Source organism: Neobacillus niacini, assembly GCF_031457145.1.
GTDB classification, from domain to species: Bacteria; Bacillota; Bacilli; order Bacillales; family Cytobacillaceae; genus Neobacillus; species Neobacillus niacini_J.
In genome coordinates this window covers 723,979-750,273 of sequence record NZ_JAVDVZ010000002.1, presented here as the reverse complement: position 1 = coordinate 750,273, position 26,295 = coordinate 723,979, and the positions used below count along the sequence as shown (strand labels likewise).

Annotated in this window: 30 protein-coding genes; 16 read left to right on the top strand and 14 right to left on the bottom strand. The window is 35.8% G+C overall.

From position 1 onward, the window contains the following. Window positions 1-58: 58 nt before the first annotated feature. The 7 genes from J2Y03_RS08515 to J2Y03_RS08485 all read right to left on the bottom strand — a co-directional run bounded on the left by J2Y03_RS08515 (window position 59) and on the right by J2Y03_RS08485 (window position 6,437). Window positions 59-958, bottom strand: a complete 900-nt coding sequence (locus J2Y03_RS08515; RefSeq protein ID WP_310192835.1) for a PucR family transcriptional regulator — start codon at window positions 956-958, stop codon at window positions 59-61. A 107-nt stretch (window positions 959-1,065) separates the two neighbouring features. After that, a complete protein-coding gene (locus J2Y03_RS08510; RefSeq protein ID WP_132085394.1) occupies window positions 1,066-1,257 on the bottom strand; it encodes a hypothetical protein in 192 nt (63 codons plus the stop codon). Window positions 1,258-1,315: 58 nt separating this feature from the next. Beyond that, window positions 1,316-1,525: a YheE family protein gene (locus J2Y03_RS08505; protein WP_310192832.1), complete on the bottom strand. Its 210-nt coding sequence runs from the start codon at window positions 1,523-1,525 to the stop codon at window positions 1,316-1,318. Window positions 1,526-1,598: 73 nt separating this feature from the next. Continuing rightward, window positions 1,599-2,657, bottom strand: coding sequence for a YheC/YheD family endospore coat-associated protein (locus J2Y03_RS08500; RefSeq protein ID WP_310192829.1), 1,059 nt, complete (start codon window positions 2,655-2,657; stop codon window positions 1,599-1,601). Next, window positions 2,651-4,018, bottom strand: a complete 1,368-nt coding sequence (locus J2Y03_RS08495; RefSeq protein ID WP_310192826.1) for a YheC/YheD family endospore coat-associated protein — start codon at window positions 4,016-4,018, stop codon at window positions 2,651-2,653. Before J2Y03_RS08495 ends, J2Y03_RS08500 begins: the two co-directional genes overlap by 7 nt. Next, a complete protein-coding gene (locus J2Y03_RS08490) occupies window positions 3,996-5,099 on the bottom strand; it encodes a YheC/YheD family endospore coat-associated protein (RefSeq protein WP_310192823.1) in 1,104 nt (367 codons plus the stop codon). The genes J2Y03_RS08495 and J2Y03_RS08490 overlap by 23 nt, the downstream gene beginning before the upstream one ends. Beyond that, entirely contained in the window at window positions 5,100-6,437 is a 1,338-nt protein-coding gene (locus J2Y03_RS08485; RefSeq protein ID WP_310192821.1) for a YheC/YheD family endospore coat-associated protein, read from the bottom strand. 203 nt (window positions 6,438-6,640) lie between these two features. Here J2Y03_RS08485 and J2Y03_RS08480 point away from each other — a divergent pair, with 203 nt between their 5' ends. From J2Y03_RS08480 to J2Y03_RS08470, 3 genes are all read left to right on the top strand, one after another. Then, window positions 6,641-6,991, top strand: a complete 351-nt coding sequence (locus J2Y03_RS08480) for a YlbF/YmcA family competence regulator (protein WP_310192818.1) — start codon at window positions 6,641-6,643, stop codon at window positions 6,989-6,991. Between the two features lie 124 nt (window positions 6,992-7,115). Continuing rightward, entirely contained in the window at window positions 7,116-7,985 is an 870-nt protein-coding gene (locus J2Y03_RS08475; RefSeq protein ID WP_310192815.1) for a Cof-type HAD-IIB family hydrolase, read from the top strand. Between the two features lie 230 nt (window positions 7,986-8,215). Continuing rightward, window positions 8,216-9,007 (top strand): enoyl-CoA hydratase, encoded by a 792-nt coding sequence (locus J2Y03_RS08470; RefSeq protein WP_310192813.1) that lies wholly within the window; start codon window positions 8,216-8,218, stop codon window positions 9,005-9,007. 46 nt (window positions 9,008-9,053) lie between these two features. On the opposite strand, the gene J2Y03_RS08465 is transcribed toward J2Y03_RS08470, so the two are convergent. Continuing rightward, window positions 9,054-9,239: a YhzD family protein gene (locus tag J2Y03_RS08465; RefSeq protein WP_310192810.1), complete on the bottom strand. Its 186-nt coding sequence runs from the start codon at window positions 9,237-9,239 to the stop codon at window positions 9,054-9,056. Between the two features lie 114 nt (window positions 9,240-9,353). Between J2Y03_RS08465 and J2Y03_RS08460 the strand changes: the two genes are divergently transcribed. The 6 genes from J2Y03_RS08460 (at window position 9,354) to J2Y03_RS08435 (ending at window position 17,196) form a co-directional block, all read left to right on the top strand. Beyond that, complete coding sequence (locus J2Y03_RS08460) at window positions 9,354-10,253, top strand: ABC transporter ATP-binding protein (protein ID WP_132085404.1); 900 nt, start codon at window positions 9,354-9,356, stop codon at window positions 10,251-10,253. Continuing rightward, window positions 10,246-11,499 (top strand): ABC transporter permease, encoded by a 1,254-nt coding sequence (locus tag J2Y03_RS08455; RefSeq protein ID WP_310192806.1) that lies wholly within the window; start codon window positions 10,246-10,248, stop codon window positions 11,497-11,499. Before J2Y03_RS08460 ends, J2Y03_RS08455 begins: the two co-directional genes overlap by 8 nt. 114 nt (window positions 11,500-11,613) lie before the next feature. Further along, window positions 11,614-12,831: a metallophosphoesterase family protein gene (locus J2Y03_RS08450; protein WP_310192803.1), complete on the top strand. Its 1,218-nt coding sequence runs from the start codon at window positions 11,614-11,616 to the stop codon at window positions 12,829-12,831. Window positions 12,832-12,909: 78 nt separating this feature from the next. Next, window positions 12,910-15,912 (top strand): ATP-binding protein, encoded by a 3,003-nt coding sequence (locus J2Y03_RS08445; RefSeq protein WP_310192800.1) that lies wholly within the window; start codon window positions 12,910-12,912, stop codon window positions 15,910-15,912. Between the two features lie 39 nt (window positions 15,913-15,951). Continuing rightward, on the top strand, window positions 15,952-16,896 hold the full coding sequence (gene yhaM / locus J2Y03_RS08440) for a 3'-5' exoribonuclease YhaM (RefSeq protein ID WP_132085408.1): 945 nt from the start codon (window positions 15,952-15,954) through the stop codon (window positions 16,894-16,896). Between the two features lie 111 nt (window positions 16,897-17,007). Next, complete coding sequence (locus J2Y03_RS08435) at window positions 17,008-17,196, top strand: sporulation YhaL family protein (protein ID WP_132085409.1); 189 nt, start codon at window positions 17,008-17,010, stop codon at window positions 17,194-17,196. Between the two features lie 50 nt (window positions 17,197-17,246). On the opposite strand, the gene J2Y03_RS08430 is transcribed toward J2Y03_RS08435, so the two are convergent. Continuing rightward, the gene (locus tag J2Y03_RS08430; protein ID WP_310192796.1) at window positions 17,247-18,110 is read right to left on the bottom strand and encodes a peptidylprolyl isomerase; all 864 of its coding nucleotides are present in this window, start codon (window positions 18,108-18,110) and stop codon (window positions 17,247-17,249) included. Window positions 18,111-18,430: 320 nt separating this feature from the next. Between J2Y03_RS08430 and J2Y03_RS08425 the strand changes: the two genes are divergently transcribed. Both J2Y03_RS08425 and J2Y03_RS08420 read left to right on the top strand, forming a co-directional pair. Further along, window positions 18,431-18,517 (top strand): YjcZ family sporulation protein, encoded by an 87-nt coding sequence (locus tag J2Y03_RS08425; protein WP_132086302.1) that lies wholly within the window; start codon window positions 18,431-18,433, stop codon window positions 18,515-18,517. A gap of 59 nt (window positions 18,518-18,576) precedes the next feature. Beyond that, window positions 18,577-18,669: a YjcZ family sporulation protein gene (locus J2Y03_RS08420; RefSeq protein ID WP_132086303.1), complete on the top strand. Its 93-nt coding sequence runs from the start codon at window positions 18,577-18,579 to the stop codon at window positions 18,667-18,669. Window positions 18,670-18,750: 81 nt separating this feature from the next. On the opposite strand, the gene J2Y03_RS08415 is transcribed toward J2Y03_RS08420, so the two are convergent. After that, entirely contained in the window at window positions 18,751-18,930 is a 180-nt protein-coding gene (locus J2Y03_RS08415) for a hypothetical protein (protein ID WP_132086305.1), read from the bottom strand. Between the two features lie 225 nt (window positions 18,931-19,155). Here J2Y03_RS08415 and J2Y03_RS08410 point away from each other — a divergent pair, with 225 nt between their 5' ends. After that, on the top strand, window positions 19,156-19,500 hold the full coding sequence (locus J2Y03_RS08410) for a DUF1878 family protein (protein ID WP_132085411.1): 345 nt from the start codon (window positions 19,156-19,158) through the stop codon (window positions 19,498-19,500). Here the strand turns inward: J2Y03_RS08410 and J2Y03_RS08405 are convergent. Continuing rightward, the gene (locus J2Y03_RS08405) at window positions 19,497-20,072 is read right to left on the bottom strand and encodes an HTH-type transcriptional regulator Hpr (protein WP_132085412.1); all 576 of its coding nucleotides are present in this window, start codon (window positions 20,070-20,072) and stop codon (window positions 19,497-19,499) included. The genes J2Y03_RS08410 and J2Y03_RS08405 overlap by 4 nt on opposite strands. 254 nt (window positions 20,073-20,326) lie before the next feature. Here J2Y03_RS08405 and J2Y03_RS08400 point away from each other — a divergent pair, with 254 nt between their 5' ends. After that, complete coding sequence (locus J2Y03_RS08400; RefSeq protein ID WP_132085413.1) at window positions 20,327-20,515, top strand: hypothetical protein; 189 nt, start codon at window positions 20,327-20,329, stop codon at window positions 20,513-20,515. 57 nt (window positions 20,516-20,572) lie between these two features. Here the strand turns inward: J2Y03_RS08400 and J2Y03_RS08395 are convergent, their stop codons facing one another. Both J2Y03_RS08395 and J2Y03_RS08390 read right to left on the bottom strand, forming a co-directional pair. Beyond that, a complete protein-coding gene (locus tag J2Y03_RS08395) occupies window positions 20,573-21,100 on the bottom strand; it encodes a tryptophan transporter (RefSeq protein WP_132085414.1) in 528 nt (175 codons plus the stop codon). A 139-nt stretch (window positions 21,101-21,239) separates the two neighbouring features. Next, a complete protein-coding gene (locus J2Y03_RS08390; RefSeq protein WP_310192789.1) occupies window positions 21,240-21,659 on the bottom strand; it encodes an HIT family protein in 420 nt (139 codons plus the stop codon). Window positions 21,660-22,250: 591 nt separating this feature from the next. Between J2Y03_RS08390 and J2Y03_RS08385 the strand changes: the two genes are divergently transcribed. Genes J2Y03_RS08385 through J2Y03_RS08375 form a run of 3 tightly spaced genes read left to right on the top strand, consistent with a single transcriptional unit; the run spans window position 22,251 to window position 24,966 of the window. Then, a complete protein-coding gene (locus J2Y03_RS08385; RefSeq protein ID WP_310192787.1) occupies window positions 22,251-22,991 on the top strand; it encodes an ABC transporter ATP-binding protein in 741 nt (246 codons plus the stop codon). After that, the gene (locus tag J2Y03_RS08380; RefSeq protein ID WP_310192785.1) at window positions 22,984-24,195 is read left to right on the top strand and encodes an ABC transporter permease; all 1,212 of its coding nucleotides are present in this window, start codon (window positions 22,984-22,986) and stop codon (window positions 24,193-24,195) included. The genes J2Y03_RS08385 and J2Y03_RS08380 overlap by 8 nt, the downstream gene beginning before the upstream one ends. Before the next feature lie 48 nt (window positions 24,196-24,243). Beyond that, window positions 24,244-24,966 carry an EcsC family protein gene (locus J2Y03_RS08375; RefSeq protein ID WP_310192782.1) on the top strand — a complete coding sequence of 241 codons (723 nt, stop codon included), beginning with the start codon at window positions 24,244-24,246 and terminating at the stop codon, window positions 24,964-24,966. Between the two features lie 20 nt (window positions 24,967-24,986). Here J2Y03_RS08375 and J2Y03_RS08370 read toward each other — a convergent pair whose 3' ends face one another. Continuing rightward, window positions 24,987-26,165, bottom strand: a complete 1,179-nt coding sequence (locus J2Y03_RS08370) for a M20 family metallopeptidase (protein ID WP_310192780.1) — start codon at window positions 26,163-26,165, stop codon at window positions 24,987-24,989. Between the last annotated feature and the right edge of the window lie 130 nt (window positions 26,166-26,295).

The window sequence follows — 26,295 nt, the reverse complement described above, 5'->3', positions numbered from 1 at the left end:
AGTTTAAATGAAAAGGTTTACAAAATATATGGACACACTGCACAAAGTTCCCAACTTATTATTTGTGCAGATTGTCATGTTGGAATAATAAACAGGATAAAAATACAGTAAATGCTCCATAAAAGTCCTTTAATTGAACTCCAGTTTTATCAATGAATTTGTCTATTCGATATTGAAGGGTATTCCGGTGAATATATAATTTTTTAGCTGTCATACTTGCATTTAAATTATTTTCAAGAAAAACCTTAATGGTTCCATACAACTCAGGGTCTTCCAAAAATACATCAGAAAAATCCTTGTATACCTTCTCTTTAACATGTTCAGGTAGATTGGCAGCCACAAATGGCGGAAAGACTTTTTCAAAAGAGACAATATTTGAACCTGGAAGGTGATTCTTTGCGAATTGAAAATACTCTTTTTCTTGTCGGAACTGGTTTCGCAATTGATTGGAATATGGGTAAAGTTTGCCTATATAAAAAGAAACCTTAACATAAAAGTCACTTTCTAACGTATCAGAAATAGAACCTAACTCACTTTCAGTTAGAGATATTTGTTTTTTTTCTTCAATAACACATCCATTATGACTATCTTCCCAGAAATATTGGACTTCATCTGAAAAGAAGCCTCTTAGAGCTGATTCAATTTCGTCTTGCACTACCTCATTTCCTTTAATATGAAACTGAATGATACGAAAATTACTTTCAGTACTTGTTGTTGGCAATGGTCCATTTAACATTAAAAATTCATACCATTTACCTAATGGCTTAGATGGGATGTTCACCTGTTGGTAAAGTACTTGCAGAAGGTTTAACTCTTTTTCTGTTAGCTTTGTTTTTGGAATAGCAAGCCATTCCTTCTCAGATTGGTCGTTAAATATGTAAAATTGATTAGAAATATGTAGTGGCGGTTCAGAAAATAGGACTGAATCTTCGTATAAGGACATGATTTTTTTTAGCAAGGTCAATTTCTCCATTTAAGTAATTTTAGAAATAATGCAATAATTATATCATGTATGAAATAAAAAAGACTAACTCCTGATAATCTCAAGAATTAGTCTTTCGAATCTCATTCAGTTGTGTAAGGGGGTTCCTCTTCAATAAGATCTCGTGCTTCTTCAATATTCGTTGAATCATGTCGGGAATGAACAGAACCGCCGGACATTCCTTCATTTATCATTCGGTCAATATCTAGGTAGGCTTTGTCTTTACCTTCGTACAATAAGTCTTTTTTCACTTGAACATCTTTTCCATTTTCCACAACTACCAATCCCTTTCCATGTCTTTCTCTAGTTAGTTTGTGGAATTAAGGTGATTCATTATTCATAAACATGATAAAGCATAAGTTCGTGAATTTGACTGGTTAAGACATCAATATCATCCTGTTCAGGAGTGTTAGCAGTCCATTCAATTTTTCCAGATTGATGATATATACCTGAATATCGTTGTTTTTTAAAGTAGAACGAAAAATTCCAGCCCGGAATATTCTTATTCTCGAATAAAGGCTTAAATTGAAAGTGTGTCAGCATGATTTTCTTCTCCCTTATAGGCTAATTATTACTTCTAGCTTACGAGAAAAAATGGTAACATTCCAGTTAATTTTTAGTCAATCTTATTTCCAGTGAGCTGTAGGAATAATCGGCAGAGATGCTCAATTTTTCTTGCTTCTATTTCATTTTCATCAAAACTCATTGGTTTTGAGTTTACCTCAAAAATATAGTACTGCCCTGATTGACTGATTCCTACATCAATTGAAAATTCACCGAAAAAACCAAACTGATCTGATAGTGCTTTACCAATTTGTTCGACAATGGTTTGAATAAATTGGTCGTGATTCTCAGTCTGAAAAAGGTCATATGGCAGCATCCTCCCCCCTGTAGGTATATGGGTGGTTAGATCCTGCTTCTGAGATTGTCGGATTCCAACTCCTGTAACAATATAATGGTCATTTTCGGCATGAGCTAGAATGCGGAAGTCAAATCGTTTGCCATCATATAGGCTAGGCTTTATTTCTTCCTGAGCTAAATAGTTTTTTTTCTTCAAAACGTTTTCATACTCCATCCAGAAATGGTCAAAGGTTAACAACTCGTCACTTTTCTTTAATCCCTTTAGATGTACTTGTTTTTGTGAATCTAGAACTAATTTGAAAATCCCATTTCCTCTTGCTGACTGAGCAGGCTTTAAGTAAATACTTTCGAATTTATTTAGGAAAGACCAAAGTATTTGTTTTTGAAAGGCTGGGATCGTAGCAGGCATATAAGAATGAAGAATGGGGTGGCTTTTAAAGAGGTCATATAGCTCATATTTATCAATAAACCCTGGATTGAAAAAGGGAATGTTTTTATTTTTTAAGGTAGAAAAGAATTCAGTGCCTTTTATTTCATCTTCAGCTTTTCGGAAGGGAATTCGGTTATATACGAGATTGGGGTAAGGAGCCTTTATCTTTTCCCATAGATTTTTTTCTGGATTAAAAGAAAACCCCTCGATAAAATTATTATGAACTCCTTCTAGTGTAAAGATAAAGCTTATTCCATTAAGTGAAATAAGCTTTTTTTGTAATTCAATAAAAAGAGGGCCATTTCCGGCAATCGAGCCATCCTTTTTTCGTGCAGTCAAAATTCCGATAACTGGGATATCCCCTTTGCTCCAAAAATCTACCATTGGATAACATCCTCAGGATACAGGATAGATTGTTCAGTCAAAAAAACTGCAAAAGCCATTGATAGCTTACAGGTAAGTTGATCAAAATCCTTTAGCTCTGGGTGGTTGAAAATCGATCTGCCCGGTTTTGAATTTGCTTCAAATAACCAAACATCGCCATGTTTATCAATCCCTAAATCAAATCCAATCTCCGCAATAAAACCTTCCATGTTGTTTGCGATGCTGTTACTTAATTGGAGTGCAGCATTTTTGAGTTTTTCCGTAAAAAGCTGACATTCTTCCTTTTGAAAAATTTCTGAAACTGTTTTTATTACTCCACCGCTCCGAGCATGCGTAGTTACGCTGCCTAGCCCTGCTATTTTCGCAGCCATTGCTGTGACATGCCATTGACCAGTTGCATCTTTATTGGTGTGGATACGAAAATCAATAGGCCTCTGTTCATGTCTCAATAAGTGGATTCCCTGCTGAACAATCATTTTGTCTAAATTACGCTGAGCAAGAACAGTTTGGAACAATCCTTCTAGCGACGAAAATTTTCTTAAACGATTCACACCATCACGGTCTTGATAGCGGCAGTAATATTCAGTTTGAATTTTATCATATAAAATTTGGTGAATACCTAGCCCTAGGCTGCCGTTTATTGGTTTTAGATAGATATGACCATATTTTGAAAGCATGTCTTCAATCAGTGAAAAGGATGTAAAGGAATGGGTCTCCGGAAGATAAATGGCAACTGAATTATCCTGCTGTAATCTTTCATAAACATCCAGCTTACTGAAAAAGCCGGGATTGTACCAGGGAATAAGATAGTCCTTTTGTAATCTTTCCCTAACTTCTGCTAGCTTGGGGTTTCTTTCACTTTTACGATTTGGCAGTCGATCATAGATAACATGAGGAAATGGCACCTCTATGGTCTGCCAATTGTGATTATGATAAAAATACCCGTTAATCGTACCATTATCCCAGTTAATATGTTGTTCACCAAAAACAAAAGGAATCGCTCCTACTTTTGATTTTACCGACAACAGTTTAGAAAAAAAGTTAGTTCTATCACCAATCGGACGAAGTGGGAAGGGAGTGAACCCTGCAGTAAATATTCCAACAAGTGGTCCGATATTGAGAACATGTTCTTCAACAAATACATGCAATCTTATTGCAAAGTCAGGAAAGAGAAGTAGTTTTTGAATTTCTTTGCCAATCACTATGCTATCTCTACTCTTAGGGTGTGGGATAAAGTCAACCTCAATCGCTTTTGATCCAAAGGCAATTCTTTTTAGTACCTTATCCTGCAAGAGCTCTTGAGGACAATAAACAATTAATTTGCTAGTTTCAGCAATTTCAATGGTATAACGTTTTCTCATTGTAGCTCTTCCTTTCTTTATTTTCAGCATGAATAAGGTAATTTCCATAAAGAAGTGGGGCAAGGAATAAGGTTTCCTGCAAGTCTGGCTGTGTTTTTAATATGACTTTTCTTCCTGGCTTTGAATTAACATCGAGAATCCAAAGGGCTCCATTCTTGGCCATTCCGATATCGATACCAATTTCAAATAATGGTAATATTTCCCTTTCGAGTATGTGTGGTAGATTGTTTGTTATAAAATGTAATTCATTACCAATATATTCTTTGGTGGCTAAAGATAAAGTGGATGACCAGGAGGGAAAATCAATGACCGAACCTCCTGCGCTCAAGTTTGAAAGTAACCCTCCAGTATTTCCTATGCGGATTCCCTTTCCACGCTCAAGCCAAAGACCTTGCTCATCTTTCTGCAGCAGAATTCTAATATCAAAAGGCTGAGAAGAAGTATTAGAAAGCTCTAGATAGGGCTGAAGCAAATAAGGTCGATAGTTGATTAACGGTTGGAGCCATTGAAATAACTTTGACTCATTTGGAAAAATTCTTGAGATAATTTTCTTGTTTTTTTCTGTTTTGACATGGATGGTTTTTTCATTTTTCTTTAAATAATAGATTCCAAACCCTTGAGAGCCATTTATTGGTTTAATAATGATTCTTCTCTGACTTTTTAAGGCCTTTATAACATCTGAGCAATCCTTTATTACTTGTGAACGAGGTAAATAAGGAGATAATCTAGATTTACTTAATGTTTCATATAATTCGAGTTTATTGGGCAGTCCAAAGCCTAAGAAGGTAATATCTTCTCTGCTTTTTAACCAAGAAACAATGGGGATACATTGCTTTGAATGTTCATCATCTCCATAAAAACAGCGATCATAGATGAGGGGAGGGATGGGGAATTCCTCGTCAACCCAGCACTGTTTCTTTGCGTCAAAATGTCTCCCCATGACTTGTTTCGTAAGTGGATTAATAGCAGAAGGAAGAAAGTGATAACACTCCAAACCACAAGAATGACTGCGGGAGGCTATTTCATGAATATAGGAGGCCTCACTTTCAAAATTTAAGGTCATAATTCCAAACGTTATCATCTATGAATCCTCCATTTCTGAGGTTGAATCTATTGCAAGCTTTGTGCAAAACTGAATGATTGCTTTAGCAGAAGGTCTTAGCTTCATTTGACCATCCTCAAATCTTTTTGATGGTTTTGAATTCACTTCAATTAGCCAAGGATTACAATCTGTGTCGATGCCGATATCGATTCCAAGTTCTCCGGTTATTCCAGGCGAATTCCTATCAATGATCAGAGCCGTTTCAATGGCTAGTTCTTTTATTTGGGAAATAAGCCGCTTTGCATCACTGATACTCATGATATCTCTTAGTGCACTAATGGGAGTCATCACTTCCCCGCCCCGGGCAATATTGGATACAAACTCATCTTCTGCAGAAATTCTAGCCACCACAGAGGTAACAATCCAGATGTTCTGATGATTTTTATGACATAATACTCGGTAGTCCATTCCTCTACTTTGATAGGTCAGTAGGGGAATCCCCTGCTGGATAATATAGATTCTATTGTTCAATAATGGTTTTATCTGCTGATAAAGCTCCATAGCAGGTAGTTCGATTTGAATGTCAGCCGATTGTGATTTAATGGAGGATTTCAAATGAAATTGGTTATTTTCCTTTATAATTTTGAAAATGTTTCTTCCTTGACTTCCATGTACAGGTTTAATAAAAATAGTTTCATATTTTTGTAAAAAAACGGCTAGATTATCCTTTGTGAAGATATTTGTTTCAGGAATATAAGAATGAAGATGATTTTCATGAATTAAGTGCTCATGGACCTCCCATTTAGATAGAAAGCGATCGTTAAAAATAGGAATACTTAAATCAGAGAGCAATTGTCGAAAGAATTGGTACTCCTTACCAAATTCTAGTCTTCGGGAATGGATACGATTATAAATAACGTCAGGAAGGGGGAGTTCTGCCGGCTTCCATATTCCATCTTCAAAATAATATCCCTGAACTGAAAATTCTGGATAGGAAAAAACATATAAGAAGCCTCCATTCTCTGCTATACCATGATGAAGTTCTTCACAAAAGCTGTGAATGGAACGGAAATTTGGTTCTTCCTTTTCTTTATACTTGAAATCGGTAACCAGACCAATGATTGGACCCAAAAAAAGCGAGTGAATTTCTTTTTTATATATGGCAAAAAATTTATAGGGCTGTATAGGTAAACAAAAATACTGGAATAAATACTCGGGGAAATGCATCTCATTAGAAGGCATTCCCACAGTTTGTATTTTTACTTTCACCATTTTCTTTCCTATAGAAATCTTTATATCTTTTGTTTCAAGCTGCAACTGTTTAAAGATGTGTGATGACATCTGAACAAAAAGGTCTGTCCTGTTAGTTGATTTCATAGGAACAATCGTAATAGGGGGCATAGACACTCCTCATTTATTGGCAAATATATGTTGAAAATAGCATTAGTTGATATGGTATCGTATGTAATCGCCCAATGGTTGGTGATTATTCATAAATGCCACTTCATTGAACATTCTCGCATTTACGAACATAGTTTGTTATAGTTATTAGGATTATTTACTAAAGAGGAGTGAGATTGATGGCCGTTAATTTATATGATGCAGCTTATGCCTTAGAAAAAGCTATTCGTCAAAGTGATGAATATAAACAATTACAACAAATGTATAATGAAGTAAATGCAGATCCAGCAGCAAAAAATATGTTTGATAACTTTCGCCAAATCCAAATGAATTTACAACAAAAACAAATGATGGGGCAGGATATATCTGAACAGGAAGTCCAACAGGCACAAGCCACGGTGGCTCTAGTCCAACAGAACGAAAAAATATCCCAACTGATGCAGGCGGAACAGCGGATGAGCATGATCATTGGGGAGTTAAACCAACTTATTATGAAGCCTTTAGAGGAACTATACGGAAACATGTCATAGATAACAAAAAGCTTTCGGTTGAATCCGGAAGTTTTTTCTTTTCCAATGCCCTTGTTCTATTAGTGGTGAAAAAATCATAAAAGTGTTATAAGGGTAACTTCACCAAGAACAGGGGGCTCACGTCATGATTTATCGTTTGCTTGCATTAAATATTGATGGAACTCTATTACAAAGTAATGGGAAAATTCATAAGTCAACAAAGGAAGCCATTGATTATGTTCAACAAAAAGGGATTTATGTTACTCTAATGACATCACGAAGTTTTCCCTCAGCCAAGAAGGTTGCAAGGGCATTGAAAATAAAAAAACCACTGATTACTCATCAAGGTGGCTATATTGCAAATATTCAAGATAAACAAAATTTTGTCCAAAGAATTAATGAGAATATCACGTATGATACTATCCGTTTCCTAGAAGGAATGCCGTGTCAAATAAGGTTAGTACATGAGCAATTTTCTTTAGCTAATAGGTTAAAGTTAAACAACAATCTGTTAGAGAAAACCATTTTTACATCGGGGGATCCAGTTTTTTATTCGCAGCAATTTGTTTCTTCGCTTAGTGAATACTTACATGATCAACCAGTTACTCCACCGAAAATTGAGGTTTATTTTGAAGATGAAAATGATCTTCAGGATGCTAAAAAGGCAATTGAAAAGATGTTCACTGAAATTGAAACCATTCAACTAGATCGTTTACGGTTAGATATTGTTCCCGAGGGTGTATCAAAGTTAAAGGGTCTAGCCTTTCTTGGCAGTCAACTAGGTATCCAGTTAAAGGAAATGGTTGTAATTGGAGATGGATTAGATGATATTCCAGCGATTCAGGCTGCAGGTTTAGGTGTGGCAATGTGGAATGCCGAATTTGAAGTAAAAAGAGCGGCTGATTGGGTAACCAGATCAAAAAATGAGCACGGAGTTGCTTATATGGTTAAAGAACACTTTAGAAAACAACAGCCAATTGAGTTTTTAAGAAAAATGAATATTATTAAAAAGTAATAAAAGAAGACATCATCTAAAAAACGGTTTTTAAGTTAATTGCACTTCGTCATAGGACAATTTGACATGCACTTTGTCCAAGGCTAAAGAGAATTCTCTTTAGCCTTTTTGTCGTATACAAGTTTCAAAAGTTTTGATAGTGAAAATTCCATAAATTATGAAAATTTATTCTTTAATAGTTTATTTCAAGCTATAATGGATGTGAATAAAGATTATGGGAGGCGTTTGGGGTGACCATTAATTTTGTAACGGATAAAGTAAAGGTAAGAGTGAACGGCCGGGTTGCGACGGTGGAAATGAATAGACCTGAAACATTAAATGCACTCGATGTGGACATGATAAGGGGATTAGTCTGTAGTTTTAAAGAAATAGCTGAATCGGATGATATTGATGTTGTAGTTTTGACGGGTAGTGGCAGAGCATTCTCTGCAGGCGGTGATATAAAAACAATGCTTTCTGAACTGAATGAGGCCGATTTCTTCCCAGTCATGGATCATATTAGTGAATTAATGATTACTCTTTATAGTATTCCAAAATTAACAATCAGCGCGGTAACCGGTGCAGCTGCTGGTCTTGGTTTCAGCCTTGCGTTGGCTACAGATCACATTATAGCTGATAATACCAGTAAACTAGCAATGAATTTTATAGGAATTGGTTTAATACCAGATGGGGGTTCCCACTTCTTTTTAGAAAAAAGGTTGGGAGAAATTAAGGCAAAGCAGTTAATTTGGGACGGAAAAATGATGAATGCACAGGAAGCCTTTGAGATGGGGTTGATTCAGGAGGTTGCCGATAGTAACCTACAAGATACGGTTGAAGCCAGAATATCTGATTGGCTGAGCCGCCCGGTGCAGGCTATGATCAAAACAAAGAAAATATTAGCGGATATGAATAGACCGCAACTTCTTAAACTATTAGAACTAGAAAAACATGGACAATTAAATATGCGCCGAACGTTTGACCACCAAGAAGGAATTAGGGCGTTTATTGAAAAGAGAGCACCTAAGTTTATCGGGAGATAATGTTAGAAAAAAGAAGCATATTTTGCTTCTTTTTTCTGCTCTCAAATTAAGAATGAAATAGCAATAGCTTGCCGCTTGGAGAGGTGCAGCGATGTGTTTTATCTAGTAAATTCTTCTCTGATAAAAGTTTTTCTGCTGTTTCTTTTGCTGCATCATCATGTTCAGCCTGAAAAGCTTCATCTACTATTTTTTCTCCGTTTGCTTCAAACGCTGTTAGTTTGTAGGTTTTCATCCTATAACCTCCTTAATGGACTATTAATACTATAATATTTGCACAATTCTTGATATTTGGAAAGTGAAACTTTTTACAATGATATCCGTAGGTAATTCGTGAGGGGGAATTTGTATGGTTTTAAAACTTGAACATGTAACAAAACGATTCGGCGAATTTACGGCTGTTAAGGATTTATCCATCGTTATACCTGAAAAAGAAATGTTTGGCTTTTTAGGAGCAAACGGTGCTGGGAAAACGACGACTTTTCGAATGATATTAGGGCTGCTGGATGCAAGTGATGGACGAATTACTTGGGATGACATGCCAATCAATTACTCAACAAGCCATTTAGTGGGCTACCTGCCTGAGGAAAGAGGTCTTTACCCAAAATTAAAGGTCAGCGATCAAGTTGTCTACCTTGCCCGATTAAGAGGAATGGCAAAAAGTGAAGCACTTTCTGAGTTGAAATATTGGCTTGAAAGATTTAAAGTTCCTGAATATGAGAATAAAAAAGTAGAAGAGCTTTCAAAGGGAAACCAACAAAAGATTCAATTCATTGCTGCAGTGATACATAAACCCAAATTATTAATTCTTGACGAGCCATTCAGCGGGCTTGACCCAGTTAACGTTGAAATGCTAAAAGACGCTGTCCTTTCCCTAAAGGAGAATGGAACAACCATCGTCTTTTCAAGCCATCAGATGCACCACGTTGAAGAAATGTGTGAGCACGTTTGTATAATGCATAAAGGAAGTCCGGTTGTACATGGTTCTTTAAGAGAAATTAAACGAGCCTTTGGTAAAAAGAACCTTGTTATTCATGCTGATTTTCCATTGGATTTGCTGAAAAATTATCCTGGTGTTAGTAAGGCTAGGTCGACCATGGAGGGGATTCACCTTCAGATCGACGGAGAATATGTTGCTGAGAAAATCCTTAAAGATATTGTAAATAAAGGATTCATCAGAAAATTCGCTTTAGAAGAGCCTTCTTTAAATGATATTTTTATCGAGAAAGTAGGTGATTCCTATGAATAAGTTTTGGATTATTTTATTCCACACATATTTAAATAAATTTAAGACGAAATCATTCCTAATTACTACTGCGTTGACAATAGTAATTACATTAGCGTTAACCAACATGAATAATATTATCGAAGTCTTTGATAAAAGTGGCGGTAAAGAAAAGGTCGCTGTGTTAGATGAAACAGGACAGCTATATGAACCGCTTAAAGAGCAAATGAGTGTATTAAATAAAGACCTTCAATTGACAGCATTTGATGGCTCAGAACAGGAGGCTGATGATGCTGTAGAAAAGGGAGAATATGCAGGAATCGTGCTGCTGCGATTTGATGAAAAACAACTGCCTGAAGCCACATATAAGGCAATGAGCGTAGCTGATTCGTCCCTTTATTCTGATCTTCAGACAGGTCTGCAGCAATTAAAAACGATGCTTGCAGCTTCACAAATTAATCTAACACCGGACCAGCTTCAACAGCTGTATGAACCTGTTTCATTTGAGAAAATTGCCCTTGAAGAGAATGCAAAGACCGAAGAAGAATTAAATCAAGCGAGGGGACTAGTTTATGTCCTGCTCTTTATCATCTACTTTGCCGTTATTATGTATGCCAATATGATTGCCATGGAAGTGGCTACTGAAAAGTCTTCAAGGGTGATGGAAATCTTAATATCAAGTGTTTCACCGATTAAGCAGATGTTTGCCAAAATACTTGGTATTGGGCTTTTAAGCTTAACACAACTCGCACTCTTACTATCAGTAGGTTATTTCTCCATTAAACGGAATTTGTCTTCTTTAGAGGGTGGCTTTTTTGACGCCTTTGGATTTGGAAATATCCCGATATCAACTATTGCTTATGCTGTAATATTTTTTATTCTTGGCTATTTTCTCTATGCAACCCTCGCTGCCTTTTTAGGTTCTTTAGTCAGCAGGATTGAGGATGTACAACAAATGATTACACCTATGACATTACTTGTTGTAGCAGGATTTATGATAGCTATGTTTGGTCTAGGTAAGCCTGATTCACCATTCATTGTTATAACCTCCTATATACCGTTCTTTACACCAATGATTATGTTTCTACGTGTAGGTATGCTGACGATTCCAGTTTGGGAGGCAGCATTAGGTATAGCCATCCTATTGGGAACAATCGCTTTCCTTGCCATCTTTGGTGCCCGTGTTTACCGAGGCGGGGTACTTATGTACGGTAAGTCTAATTCCTTTAAGGATATTAAAAAGGCCCTACAATTAACAAAAAAGGAATAAAAGCAAAAGACTTTGCCAAAAATGGCAAAGTCTTCTTTTTCATTTTATTCAGAACGTGCATTCGGTTTTTGGAGATGTTACAATAAAGGAAAACTCATTGAAAGGAGCGTAATGATGAAACAGATATCTTTTATACATGCTGCAGACCTCCATTTAGACAGTCCTATGGTTGGGTTAAAGCATTTGCCTGCTGACATCCTTTCAAGAGTGAGAAAGAGTACGTTCACAGCTTTAGAAAAGCTTACAGCAGCAGCTATTGACCGCAACGTTGATTTTGTAATCCTAGCAGGGGATTTATATGATGGGGAAGACAGAAGCTTACGTGCTCAATCGCGCTTCCGTAATGAAATGCAAAAGCTTTTACAGAAGGATATTCCGGTTTATGTCATACATGGGAACCATGATCATTTAAACGGCTCATGGGTTCACCTAGAAATGCCTTCAAATGTTCATTTTTTTGGCAGTGATGTCGAGGTGAAAGAATTACATACAAAACGTGGTGAAAAGGTCCATTTATATGGCTTCAGCTACTTACAGCGACATATCCTTGATAAACGGATTGATGACTATCAAAAAATTGAGCCAGCAGATTTTCATATCGGCATACTTCATGGGAATGAAGGTGGTGGAACGGACCATGATAATTACGCGCCTTTCTCCATTAAGGATCTTTATGGAAAACAATTTGATTATTGGGCTTTAGGGCATATTCATAAACGAACAATATTATCTGAAAATCCCCCTATTATCTACCCAGGAAACCTTCAAGGCAGGAATAAGAAGGAAATAGGGGTAAAAGGATGTTATCATGTTAGCTTGAACGATTTAGAAGCCAATACAGAATTTATAGAAACATCCGACGTAGTCTGGGAAGAAGTGTCTGTTGATGCGGCTGCCGCAGATAATTTTCAAGAAATCCTTCAATTATGCCAAGTTACAATTGAACGTTTGCGTAAAGCTAGTCTTGGAACTCTGCTTACCTTGAATCTAAAAAATGTACAATTGGTGGATATTCATGAAAAAAAGATCTTAGATTCAGAACTGCTTGAATTGCTCTTAGACTATGAAAAGGCTGAAGAATCATTTGTATGGATTGTTGATTTAATCGTGCAGAATAACCTGCAGCTTGATAGAAAACATCTCATAAATGAAGCGGATTTTTATGGAGAACTTTTTGCAACTATTGATGACTATCAGAATTTAGAGACTGCAATCGGACCATTATACGAACATCAAATGGCTAGAAAATATTTAAAAGGTTTAACAGCAAGCGAGCAGAACGAATTATTGGAAAAGGCTGAAAAACTATTAATAGGGTTGTTGTATCAATAAAGGCTGTTTTCCTAAAGATTGTTCTAAAAGTAACAAAGTTTAAGAAAAGAGCCTTAATAGAAGAAGGGAGATGATTGGTTGAAAATCCAAGAAATACAAATATATGGTTTTGGGCATTTAAATAATATAGAAATAAAGGATCTATCCGATTTTCAAGTGTTCTATGGTGAAAATGAAGCAGGAAAATCAACAATAATGGCATTTATTCATGGCATATTATTTGGATTCCCAACAAAGCAATCTTCGGAACTTCGCTATGAGCCCAAAAATGGGTCAAGTTATGGAGGTAAGCTTAGAGTATTCTTTGATGGGCATGGACTTGTATCTATAGAGAGAGTAAGAGGGAAGGCAGCGGGAGTTGTTACAGTCTCACTTGAGGATGGAACGATAGGTGATGAGGAGCTGCTTAAACAACTGCTCGGAAATATGGATAAAGGGTTGTTTCAAGCCATTTTTTCATTTAATATACATGGTCTGCAAAATATCCACCAAATGAAGGGGGAAGAACTGGGCAGATTTTTATTTTCTACTGGTACACTCGGAACGGAAACGTTAGCAAAGACAGAGGTTGAGCTTCAGAAGGAATTAGAGGCTCGTTTTAAACCTAGTGGCAGGAAGCCGGTGGTAAATGAAAAACTAAAAGCCGTTCACGAACTTAGTAGCGAACTAAAAAAAGCCGCAGCCAAAAATCAAGAATACGAGAAGTTATCTACGGATAAAGAAAGAATCTATAATGAAATAAAGAATATTAGTTATTCACTCCAGGAAGTAAAAAATGAGGTAGAAAAATTAAATGAATGGCAAAAAATCCATTCACTAGTTAAAGAGGAAAGATGGATAAGTACTGAAATTGAGTTGTTAGGGGAGGATCCATTTCCTGCTAGAGGTATTGAGCGATTAGAAAAGTTAAATCAGCTAATCTATCCGTATAATGCCCAGATTTCTAGTTTAATGGACAGAATTGCTCAATTAAAGAAAGAAATAGCCTCTATCCAGCCAAAAAGACGAATTCTTGAAGATGAGACTCAGCTTCTTGCAGCTATAGACCAGATTCCCATTTACGAACAGTTGCTTCTAGAAAAACAACAAAGTGAATTAAAATTAGTTGATCTAGAAGAAAAAATCTCGATTCTTAACGAACGACTACACTTACCTTTGAATGAAGAAGAAATCTTTACCATTAATACGAATATTTATATGAAAAATCAAGTGGAGCAGGTATCACGGAAAAAGCAAAAGCTTTTAGAAGTAAAACAGGAGCTTGAGGAGAAATTTCGTGAAGAACAAAACTCTCTTGAAGACATTGAAGAAAAAGTCCACACTGTGGAAACAAAAGTGATTTCAGCTCAAGAAAGAGCAAGGCTTGAAAAGTTAGTTAATGACGAGAGTGAAAAAGGAAAAATTGAATTTGAATTAACAGCAGTCCGGGACAAGGTCGAGTATTATCAACATTCTAGTGAGCAGGACAGAAAAGCATCTGCTAAGATAAATAAGCAAAAACAAATGCAATTTATTACAATTGGAGCGATTTTGCTGATCCTGTCCCTTTATGGAATATATAGCCAGCAATGGGTTCTAGTATTTATTGGTGTATTAGGCAGCGTCCTCATTGTTGTTTTTCTTGGTAATAACCGTAGCCATTTAAATGGATCTGAAATCAATCAGACAATAAATCAGTTGTTAGAAAAAGAAAAAAAGTTAGTACAAAAACTCGAGTCCTATAAAAATAGTAACATCTCTGCCATTCAAGAAAAATTGGAACAGGATAATCGCCTAAAAGAGCAGCTGCAGCTATTAAAAGTAAAGCTCGAACAACAGCAAATACAATACGAAAAAGTAATTAGAAAATTTGAAGAGTGGGAAAGCGAAGAATCTGAAAATAAAGAACGACTAGTGAAACTGTGCAGTGAGCTTAACATCCCTGAATACATTGCAAACTCCTTTCTCCTTGAAGCATTTCAGCTAATTGAACAATATAAACAAGTAGGAAGAGAAAAAAGGCATTTACTCGCAAGATTGGAAAATATCAAACTTGAACAGTCAAAGATTACGGATAGAATTTCATTTTACTCAAAAGAATACTTAGTAGATCAAGGCAATGATTTATCAAAAACAGCCTATTTACTGCGCGACAAACTAAAGGAAGAACATGGAAAGTTTATTAAGAGTCAAGAAAAGCAAGGAAAGCTTGATGATTTAGAGGCAGACCTTAGTCAAATGAAGCAGGAACAAGCACATCTAATCTCTGAAAGGAAAAAGCTCTTTGAAGAGGCAGATGTAGTAAATGAAGAGACTTTCTATGAGCTTGGTAATAAGGTTGAAAAGAAAATCAAGCTAGTCGAAAGGCTTGCAGATATAAAAAAACAGTTACAATACTCATTCCTACATGAAATCGAGCAAGAAAGATTGTTACATATCCATAATGTGGATGAACAAATAAGCCAATTTAATGATAAAATAAAAACCCTATCCTCTAAATTAATTGAATTACAGGAAGAAAAAGCGGCAACGAACTACCAGATTCAGATTCTTGAAGAGGGAGGATCATACTCTGAGCTGCTACACTACTTCAAACAGAAAATGTTTGAGTTAGAAGAAGCTGCCAAAGAATGGTCAGTTTATTGTTTAGCACAGGACATCTTATCACAAACGATTGAGAAGTACAAAAACACTCATTTACCGAGAATGCTTGCTAAGGCGGAGGAATACCTTTCCTTTCTTACGAAGAAACAATATCAGCGTATACATTTGCAAAAGTCAGGAACTGGTTTTCTTATTGAAAGAAGTGACCATACTTTATTTGAAGCCAATGAGTTAAGTCAAGCAACTACAGAGCAAGTATACGTTTCTATTAGATTGGCGCTTGCCACTACACTGTACGAAAAATACCGCTTTCCGATTATAATTGATGATAGCTTTGTAAACTTTGACGCGGGCCGTACCAAAAAGGTGATGGAACTTTTAACAACGTTAAAATGTAATCAAATTTTATTTTTCACTTGCCACACACATATGCTTCCATATTTTCAACCGGAAAATGTTCAACATCTTCATAAAGGTAATGTCGAAGTAATTTCATAGAGAATGTTATACTTTTACTATTAGGAAGGAGAGAGAGAAATGAATAAAGGGATTCTAGATTATGATACAGGCGTACAGGTGGATTTGTATTTACTTATAAAAAGTGCCACAAAAGGGATCGCCAGTAATGGAAAGCCATTTTTAACACTTATCCTACAAGATCAAAGTGGAGAAATAGAAGCGAAACTATGGGACGCCAATGAAGAGGATGAAAAGAATTATACAGCACAAAAAATCGTAAAGATTATCGGGGATACCCATAATTATCGCGGTAAAAGCCAATTGAAGATTAGACAGATTCGGAGAACAGGACCAAGTGACGCTGTTAAATTGGAGGATTTTCTTGAGACGGCACCATTAAGTCAAGAAGACATGACTAGCACACTGACACAATATATTTTTGATATGAAAAATCCAAACATCCAAAGAATTACTCGCCATTTATTGAAAAAGCACCAGAAGGCATTTATTGAGTATCCGGCCGCAACGAAGAATCATCATGAATTTGTCTCAGGCTTAGTTTACCACGTTGTCAGTATGCTCGATCTAGCAAAGTCTATTGCTACCCTTTACCCAAGTCTCGATAAAGACTTACTCTATGCAGGTGTGATTCTGCATGATATGGGAAAAGTGGTAGAATTATCGGGTCCAATTTCAACTGTTTATACGGTTGAAGGAAATTTGCTTGGTCACATTACGATTATGGTAAATGAGATAGGGAAAGCGGCTGAAGAGCTCGGAATATCTGGTGAAGAGGTATTAATTCTCCAGCACCTTGTTTTAAGTCATCATGGAAAAGCGGAGTGGGGCAGTCCTAAGCCACCGCTCATTAAAGAGGCAGAAATTCTTCATTATATCGATAATCTTGATGCAAAAATGAATATGCTCGATCGTGCGTTAGAAAGGGTGAAACCTGGTGAATTTACTGAACGGGTATATGCCTTAGATAGCCGATCATTCTATAAACCAATTTTCCATAAATAAAAAATAATCCTGCGGGGTTATTTTTTTTGTACGTCAATATGAATATTTATCTATATTTCGAATATGTTGTATAAAAAAGTGGACAACCACTGTTGAAGGGAGCAAATGTAAATGACTATTCCTATTTGGGTATACGCAGTTGTGGTTGGTATTGTTATTAGTGCGTTAATGGCAATCAAAACAGGCAGGGAAGAACGTTTGTTAGAAATGGAAAATATCGAAAAAGAAGGAGAAATATATTTAACAAGGCTTGAGGAAGAAAAAGAAAGACGTGAAGGAGAAAGAGTTACGGCAGAATAAAAAAGAAGGGACTCATTAGTCCCTTCTATATTTTTTGCTTATTTCTATTCTTATTGTGCTGCAGCAGGAGCAGGGTTAAGTGCGTTCTTTAAGTCTTTGTCACTTATTTTTACATCAGCATCTTTAATTTCCTTCTGCATGATTTCATTGACTTTCTCATTGGTTAATTTTGAAGATTTTAATTCTTTTTCCATTTGTTCTTTCATTTCTTCAAATGACTTCTTCTCTTTTTTGTCCGTTACTTGAATAATATGATATCCAAATGATGACTTAACAGGGGCACTAATTTCATCCTTTTTAAGTGCATATGCAGCCTCTTCAAAAGCTGGATCCATTGCTCCAGGACCAAACCAACCTAAGTCACCACCAGCTGCTTTAGCCGCTTCATCCGTAGAGTAAGTATTACTAACATCTTCGAATTTTTCGCCAGCATCAAGCTTTTGCTTCACTTCTAATGCTGTTTTTTCATCCGCAACAAGAATATGACGAGCCTTTATTTCTGGCTTATAGTTATCGTAGTATTCCTTTACTTCTTTATCCGTTACTTTGATTGACTTCATGGCAGCTTTTTCTTGCAGCATACCGAGTTTCATCGTTTTTTTAAAGTCTTCTTCATTTGCGTAGCCGTATTGCGCAAGAGCAGCTTCAAAATTTTCTCCTAATTGCTCTTTTAATTCAGCAACCTTGGCATCCAATTCTTTATCTGTTACTTCGTATTTCTCGGAAAGGACTTTTTCATAAACAAGCTGTTGTAATGCTTGTGCACCCACCTTTTCCTTCATTGCTTCATAAAGTTCATCCTGTGTAATATCTCCTGCCTTGCTTTCTGCCACAGTAGAACCGCCGCTCTGATTACACGCACTTAAGGCAAAAACCCCGCCAGCTAATGTAAGGGCTAACATCCATTTTTTCATGAGGAACCTCTCCTAACAGTAATTTCTTGTGGGTTCTTGTCCACAAAGTATACTATAACATAAATGGCAACCACTGCAAAAAATTTCTGCGTATTTGTTTATGGAATTCTGGGCATTTACCTAACGCTAATTCGAAATTCGTACATACGATAACATGTAAGAAAAAAGTAAAACCTGTTCAGCTGCCCATTGACTATAATGCTTGTTCTCATTGGATTATTACCCAAAAAGAATTTTCCTAAGAAATTAAGGTATGCGCCTAGTCGAAATGAATACAGCTTGAATAGAATATCGTAGTAAATAATAAAGGAGGTATTACGATGAGTGGTGGACACGGACACGGATTTGCATTGATTGTAGTCCTATTCATTCTATTGATTATTGTTGGAGCATCTTGGTTTTGTTAATTAAAGGGTAACACCTGATGCAGACAACAGCTTGACCATTTAAGGAAGGGGAGAATTGTGTGTCTGGAACATCTGGATTTCATGGTGGAGGATTTGCGTTAATTGTAGTCCTTTTCATCTTGCTAATAATTATTGGGGCTTCTTGGCTATAGCCTGAAAACAAATTAAAAGCGATGAGAACATCCTCATCGCTTCTATTTTTTGTTACACGACAAAGTTACATGAAGTCAAATTTATGTATACAGAATTTCTACATAGGATGAAATCAGTAATATTGTGACTAATATATTTATTGTGCGAAATACTTTATGCTGACGTTCCTCTGGAATATCCTTTTGAATACAAAGGGAATTAGTCATTTTGTTAACATAGAACAAAATAAAGATGGCCAAAACAATAAATACGGAGATCATCATCGATTCCCTCCCTGATGTTCGTTTATATGTTTATTACATTATCAAAAATTCGCTAAAAAAGATAGTTAAAAGGAATGGTAGAAAAGTAGTAAATGAATATTTATTATTATTTGTAAGTTGTAAGGACGCAAAACTATTTAAGAAAAAGGTTTATCTTTAGTTCAAAAAGGTAAATAATGAACGTAAGGTAATGTACAAGCTGTGTCGGGAGGCAAAAAGTTAATGGATAAAATTGTTGAATTACAATCTAGAGTGAAACTTCTTGAATATCATCAAAGACTGCTTTTAAAAATGTTAGCTGCCCCTAATCTTGAATTTTATAGATTGGTAATAGAGAAGGGTATTACAGAACAGGAAGTGCAGGCGTTTAATGAGATTTGTGAGGAGCTGAACAAAAAAATGGAAAAACAAAAAGCGGAAGGATTTATCCATTTTCATCCGCTTTTCATTGAGTTTTTAAATTCTTTACCAGCAGAACTTGATGTGAAGGAAGTAGTTCAAGCATGTTTAAAACAACACCTTTACGAACCTCTTTTTACTGAGTTTACTAAATGTCTAAATGACTAAGAGAGTTCTTGTTCTGTTTTCTTTGACTTCTTAAGTTTTCCCTCGTCTTCGTTAAATTCTGTTTCAATATTATGAAAAGAACGCTCAAAGATTTCCATGAAATCATCACCATAAATATTACGAACAATTGCCATCATTTCAATAATATCGGGAAACTTCCCATATAAATCTCTTAATGGCAAGGCACCTGTATATGCAGCATTGCCAGTTGGATGATAGGATTCCATTATTCGAAGAAAGATATCCTCACCTTCTGATGTGAGTTGAATATACGTATTCCGCTTGTCGTTTTCTTTCTTTGAAAATGTTAGCAAACCTCTTTCTTCTAACTTTTTCGAAAAATTAAACGCTGTTGAGACATGCATGACTCCAAACTTTGCCACATCCGAAATAGAGGCCCCATTTAAATGGTATGCAATCCAAAGGATATGATGTTCATTAATATTTAAATCATAAGGCTTAATCCATTGCTGCCAATCTTTCTCGATTGATTTCCACAAAGCTTTACTTAATTGTGCAATCCGTTGGCTGAATAGCATTGCTTCTTTCATTGAATACTGTTTCTCCGACATCCCCATTTTCACCTACTTTTTTATTTCTCTATTAACATTATGCCAATAAAATAAAAATTAATAAAGATGTAAATTCACAAAATTTTTAGAAATTATGATATTTTCTACTTGTAAAATATATTTCTTTAATTATTTTACTTTTTTTTCCTTAATAATTCCAACTTTTTGAATATTCAATATGAAAAAACATATGGATGGACACTATATCATATAAATTGTAGTAGCGACTTTGGGTCTTCAATAGGGGGTAGTATATGAAAAGTGTGATAACCTTTCTTTTTTTGTTAAGTGTATTGCTCTTTGTGGGTGCTATTTGGAATATTCTAACTTTAAAAAGACCAGGATTTTATCCACCTAAACAAGTTTTAAGAAAACGAGCTTCTGTATTAGCTGGGGGCGGAGTAATATTTTTACTTTTGTCGATTGCGCTATCAAGCTTTTAATCCTTTATACTACGGATTATAGAAGAAAAGAACCTAACTGAGGTTCTTTTCTGTTTCTTATTTTGAAATGACGATCGATGATGACGACTTCGTTCTTTTTGCGATTGAAATAGCAACTGGATACAAAATAACCATAACAATTGTATTTAGTGCAATCGCAGGTAGAACGCCAGCAGCAAATAATACGGCGAAAGAACTTGGTAAGCCAACAATGAAATGTGCTGCTCCTAAAAATAGAGAGCCTGAAACTAACGTCCCAATGGCAGTTAAGACACCTACACTTATAATAGAATTTCGGTATTGCTTTAATGCCAAAAATAAACCAAAAAAGATTAAGGCAGTGATAGGCTTATCAATAATATTAGGAAGTTGTCCGCCAGGAAATCCAGTTGTTAGCGCAGATAATCCTCCAGTAACAATCGATAAAAGCATAACACTTTTAATTTCTGGAATAAGAATAATCCCTAAAAACATCATTGCCAGCATCATATCTGGTTTAATGGTTAGGAAGGCTGGCATTACCGTGTGCAAAACTACACCAATTCCCGCCAAAAGTGATAGGACTACTAGATTCTTTGTATTCATTTCTCATCTCTCCTCTGCTAAACTTAGCTATTTGTTCCTCCTGTAGTGCCCTAATTGCCTACAGCGAAAAACTTGTTATCATTATAGCACAAGTATACGAAGATAATAAAGAAATAATTTTCAGATAATTCAACAAACCTTACAAATGCTTATTAATATTTTCTGCCATCTCTTTTAGTAATTGTTGTGAATAATCGCTCGTATTTGTTTTCCAAACGGCTCCGAACCCATCGCCTTGCCCATAACGTGGAATTAAATGGATATGGAAATGATAAACGGTTTGCCCAGCTGCCTCTCCATTGTTATTCACTAAGTTTAATCCGAGCGGCTGATATTCCTTTTTTAATGCTTTGGCGATTGCCGGTACAGATTCGAAAAGATTTTTAGCAATATCTGGAGTAAGTTCAAACAAATTTTCTTTATGTACTTTCGGTATGACCAATGTATGTCCTTTTGTAACCTGACTTATATCTAGAAAGGCAAAGACATATTCATTTTCAAATACTTTTGCTGCTGGAATATCCCCATTAACAATTTTACAAAAGATACAATCACTCATTTTAAAGACAACCCCTTTATTATTTTTATCCGTATTTTACCATATAAAATGTTAATAAAAAAGAAAGAGACAGGATCCGCATGGAATCCTGCCCTCTCGAAGGGGAATTGCTTCAAACTATACGTTCATTCGGGAATTACCTTTGATAAACACCTCATTTGACAATTTAGTGTTATTTTATAAAGAGTAATCATTGTTCAAGCTGACCATCCCCTATGAAAGTTTTTATATGTTTTTCAACTTATAAAAACGGATGATAATCTGCAGTAAACACCTCATTTTTCCGTTTATTTTAATAAACAGCTGGTGTTATTTGAACTCTAAATGGTTACCAGGCAACTTGTGCAAAACAACCATCCCCTTATTAGAAACGTTTAGAAGCTACGTGTTTGAAAGGTAAAATGTCTTTGACAGACACCTCATTTCAAATTTTGATGAATCACTTCATCGAGTAGGTGTTTCCCCTTCAAATATTATGATAACCCGTTTGAATGGAAATATACAAAGAATGTATCAAGAATTTGAAATCCTATTTTTATCAACTGTGATTTGGTAAAATGAAAGGTAATTATGGTATGGAGGGACTTGCACATGTCTTTATTATCGATTGAAAGTCTTACAGGCGGGTATACAAGAAATCCCGTTTTAAAAGATATATCCTTTGAAGTAAACGAAAGAGAATTGGTGGGTTTAATCGGTTTAAATGGTGCGGGGAAAAGTACAACGATTAAACATGTTATCGGTTTAATGGAACCACATCGCGGGACAGTGAAGATAAATGGATGTTCTATAAATGAAGATAAAGAAGTTTATCGAAAAATGTTTACCTTTGTTCCGGAAACACCTGTGTTATATGAAGAACTTACCCTTGAAGAGCATTTAACCTTAACGGCCATGGCCTACGGATTAGATAAGACGACATATGAAACCAGAATTGAGAAATTATTGGCCGAATTTCGTATGGAAAAAAGACTGAAATGGTTCCCAGCACATTTTTCTAAAGGGATGAAACAAAAAGTAATGATTATGTGCGCTTTTTTGGTACAGCCCTCACTTTATATTGTTGATGAGCCGTTTGTTGGTCTTGACCCACTAGGGATTCAATCTTTGCTTGATTTAATGAAAAAAATGAAAGATAACGGTGCGGGGATTTTAATGTCAACCCATATTCTTACGACAGCAGAAAAATATTGTGACCGATTCGTTATTCTTCATGAAGGGAAAGTTCGTGCAAAAGGGACACTTGATGAACTCCGTAAACAATTTTCAATGCCTGCTGCTTCATTAGATGATTTATATATCCAATTAACGAAGGAAGAGAACTATGTTTGATGAAAAAAAGCTCTGGAAAGAAAGAGCCGTCCATCGTTTAAAAGAATTTGGTGTTTATCTTCGATATATTTTAAATGGCCACCTGATGGTTGTCCTGCTATTTTTAATCGGTACAGCTGCATTTTATTATCAAAATTGGATAAGTACCTTATCACCCAATTTTCCTGCTGAGATTATTATTGCTGTTATTCTAGGCGTTTTTTTAACCCATAGTCCTGTTTATACTTTTTTGCTTGAAGCAGACCAAGTATTTTTGATTCCCCTTGAAACAAGGTTAAAAGGATATTTTTTGCGCTCTGGAATGGTTAGTCTAGTCTTTCAAGGATATATTTTATTAATGGTCTTGGCTTTATTGATGCCTATCTATGCACATGTTAGTATAAACGGTTTTAAATCATTTTTTATTTTTCTGCTGGTCCTATTGATTATTAAAGCATGGAATATCGCTGTCAGCTGGAGGATTCACTATTATGTTCAGCCCTCCGTTTATATTTGGGACAGGATTGTCCGTTATTTCATTAATGTGATATTTACCTTCTTACTTTTTAGCAACGCAAATATTCTTTTCTTATTGATATTTGCATTCATATTGGCGTTTTATTATCAATCCTTTACTGTTAGAACGAATAAAATGGGTTTAAAATGGGATTTGCTCATTGCTCAAGAAGAGAAGCGTCTGGCTTCTTTTTATCGACTGGCCAATCTATTCACAGATGTACCGAAATTAAAGGATACGGTTAAGAGAAGAAAATGGTTAGATATTTTTATTAATTCCATTTCCTTTTCACAAAATAATACCTATCTTTACTTATTTGTAAGAACATTCCTAAGATCTTCAGATTATTTAGGCCTTTTTACTCGATTAACTGTAATTGGTGCAATGGCACTGTATTTTATTTCTTTTGGAGTCGGGCAATTAGTTTTCTCTCTTTTATTTATTTATTTAACTGGATTTCAACTATTACCATTATGGAATCATCACCAAAACAAGCTTTGGATTGACTTGTATCCAGTTTCAGAAAAGTATAAAACAGTCGCTTTTTATACGATTCTAAGGAATATTCTTTTCATTCAAACCTCCATATTTGCCTTGGTTATATTGGTGAAAGGGGAATGGATATTTACGGGAATCATCCTCCTGACAGGACTGCTGTTTAGTTATTTATTTGTTCATTTTTATAGTAAGAAAAGACTAAAAGCATGAATGGATTTAGAAAAAAACTAATATCTTGTTGCTAAGGGGGAGTGGAGCATGAATGACTATGAATTAAAGGTATATGACGAAGTTGAAGACTGGAAAAGAAAATTAACAAGACGTTCTGGGATGATGAATCGTATTTCTAAAAAAGCTCAAGGAAAAATAAATGGAATGATTCCTGAAAAAGTCCATGAAATGATGACAGAAAGCATTAAGGGAATGGTCAAAACTACATTATTCGGATCCCAACTAACGACCAACAAAGATCAAGCCGCTGGGTTAACACTCGCTGAACGGGATGAATTAATGCGAAAAAAGACGGCTGTGTTTCAAAAAACTGCACTGGTTGAAGGTGCAGGGACGGGAGCAGGAGGAATTCTGCTTGGTCTAGCTGACTTTCCTTTACTTCTTTCGATTAAAATGAAATTTCTTTTTGAAGCGGCTTCTATATATGGATTTAACACGAAGGAATTTGAAGAAAGGCTATTTATTCTTCATATCTTCCAGTTAGCATTTTCAAGTGATGAGATTCGGCGAGAAACATTATCTGAAATTGAAAACTGGGAGGAACGAAAGCAAACACTCGTAGAAATGGATTGGCGTAAATTCCAACAAGAATATAGAGATTATATTGATTTAGTAAAGATGTTCCAGTTGGTACCGGGAATCGGTGCATTTGTGGGTGCTTATGCCAATAACAATTTACTAAAACATTTAGGTGAGACAGCTATGAACGCATATAGATTAAGAATCTTAAAAAAAGCCCCTGAACTTTAGATGTGTTCAGGGGTTTGGCTTTATTCAGCACTGTGTATTTTTATCGCTGCTGTACCCAGCGTTTTGGCTGCAATTAACATCGCCTTCTCATCAATATCAAATTTCGGGTGATGGTGAGGGTAATTAGTTTCTGCTCCAGGAGGTCTTGCACCAGTGAAAAAGAAGGTTCCCGGTTTTTCCTTTAAGTAATAAGAAAAATCTTCTCCACCCATTTGGAGTTCAGATTCTTCAATATGGATAACCTCAGGAACATCTTTGGCAGAAGCTATTAGAAATTCTGTTTCTTTTGCATGGTTAACTACAGCCGGATAACCTCTTTCAAACAAATATTTATATGTGCTATCAGATAGATAACAAGTACCCTTGATAATTTTTTCTATTTCTACTTCAATGAATTGGCGAACATCATCATTGAAGGTTCGGACGGTTCCAATGAGCTTCGCTTTATCTGCAATCACGTTAAAGGCATTTTCAGCTGTGAATGAGCCGACTGTGACGACCGCTGATTCAACAGGATTTACCTTCCTGCTGACGATTTGTTGTAAATTTATAACCAGTTGTGAAGCTGTGACGATTGCATCCTTTGTCTTATGAGGCTGAGCACCATGTCCGCCCTTTCCTTGAATCACTATTTCAAATCGATCAGCAGCAGCCATAATTGGACCTGTTCGATATTGGATGGTACCAGTAGGTTCACTTGCCCATAAATGAGTTCCAAATATGACATCAACACCTTCTAGACAACCATCTTCAATCATTGTTATTGCTCCGCCTGGTGCGTATTCCTCCGCATGTTGATGAATAAAGACGTAGTTTCCTTCAAGTGCATCTTTTAATTCATTAAGCACTTTGGCAAGTACAAGAAGTGTAGCTGTATGACCATCATGACCACATGCATGCATGACCCCCGGGACTAATGATTTATAAGGGACATCCTTTTCATCCTGTATAGGTAAAGCATCAAAATCAGCCCTTAATGCAACTGTTTTACCAGGTAATTTACCGGAAATTCTTGCTACGACGCCGTTACCTCCAATATTCCCTTTTACAGTTATCCCAAGTTTTTCATAGAAATCCTTTATAAATTGTGCCGTGTTATATTCTTGAAAGGACAATTCTGGGTGCTGGTGCATAAACCTGCGAATAGATACCATTTCTTCATAGTATTCTTCTAATTTTGAAAACAATTGATTTAACATCTAGAATCCCCCAAACACCAATAATGTATTTTCAAACTATTTTAACACTTCCACACTATTATGTAGATTTTTATATTCTTTTTCTTTATAATCTTATAGAGTTTGGATTCAAGAAAGGATCAGTATAAGC